The sequence below is a fragment of the Oleiphilus sp. HI0128 genome, from assembly GCF_001635365.1.
Map to the genome: position 1 here is coordinate 1 of NZ_LWGG01001187.1, position 1,321 is coordinate 1,321.

At 41.4% G+C, this 1,321-nt stretch carries 3 protein-coding genes; all 3 read right to left on the minus strand.

Going from position 1 to position 1,321, the window contains the following annotated elements:
- Positions 1–79: 79 nt before the first annotated feature.
- Positions 80–352, minus strand: a complete 273-nt coding sequence (locus tag A3763_RS20040; protein WP_068634400.1) for a DUF3144 domain-containing protein — start codon at positions 350–352, stop codon at positions 80–82.
- A 22-nt stretch (positions 353–374) separates the two neighbouring features.
- Entirely contained in the window at positions 375–803 is a 429-nt protein-coding gene (locus A3763_RS20045; protein ID WP_068634399.1) for a hypothetical protein, read from the minus strand.
- Between the two features lie 2 nt (positions 804–805).
- The coding region (locus tag A3763_RS28950; protein WP_197483009.1) for a hypothetical protein at positions 806–1,321 on the minus strand (516 nt) is incomplete at its 5' end.

Sequence of the window (1,321 nt, forward strand, 5' to 3'; positions counted from 1 at the left end):
ATTTGCTTTTGAGAGGGAGACAAAAAGCACCCAACCTTTATCAGATTCTATTTGTCTCCAGTTCCTTATATGTATTGGATTAAGGGCATTGATGCTCGATGATACGATCCGCATGGCGTTCAAACATCATCCTGTAACGAGTGGTATACCAGTCGGCAGCATCTTCCTTGTGGCCCCCCAAACAATCGCAATGATTGTCTGCCTCAAGCGCATTTAAGCAGGCTGCTGCACTTTGAATAGCCGCACTAACATCCTGAATATCATGTCCTTGGTCTTCGTTCATCGAATGTGCAACACTCAGAAAATCCCCTACTAACTTGCAAGTCAATTTATCGTTTTCACTTTGTATCATCCGCTTTCTCCTTATATTTGTTTTAGTCTAAACGACTCAAAATTTTGCTGACTGCTGATTGCGCTTCATAAATCCCATGCCCTCTTTTATTCGAACCCACAAAAGCCCTAGCCTCAGATTCTGTAAAAATCTCGTAACTATAAAGATCGTCAAACAACGCCTCTTTGGCTGAATCTAGTTCCGATGGTGCTTCATCAACCTTGTAATAGGTTGGTTCTCGATTTAATCCAGTGATTACTTCGATCGCACCTCCTTTCTCTTCTAAAATATCGAGAAGCTCTTCAGGGATATCTTCTCGATCACCGTATGAATAAACAGCTTCTTCCATCGTCCATTTAAAGTACGTAAGCTCCAACTCGTGTGCTAATTGAATCAACCTTGATTCAGTCGCCATCCACGCACTAGGTCTTGATCGGTGTGGTATCTCTACAACTATTAAGTCTTGCTCCATATTTAGTCCTCCAAACCAATCTCAGCGCGTAGTCGGTTTACAAGAACACTAGCGAGGGCTTTAAGCTTATAAGCGTCCTCCAAGATAATTGGAGATGATTCAATTTCTTCAAATCTTGTAATCAACATTTTCAGGAAAATGGCTTCTTGCTCGCTATCTATGGGATTAAGGGAAATTACGGTATGTATATTGGCAACTTCTCGTTTCACGACTAGCATGGCAATCGCATTAAAAGTATCTTCATCACCAGAATATTCGAAGTGTTCCCTCATTTTCACCAGCAATCTGGATGTCGGTTCGCTATTGAGTTTGACGACTTCGGCATTGAACATTTCTTCCCCCTCTTCAGATAAAAGAAGAGGATTTAATGTTCTGGAGAAGTGCTTTATTGTTTTGTCATAGACATTCACAAGTTGCCTATGTGCTCTAGCTTTGTCAGTCTTTTGTACAGTTTCTAGGAACTTGCTTGAAGCAGCCGCAGTGGATGCGATAAGAATATCTACTACACGAGGTAGATC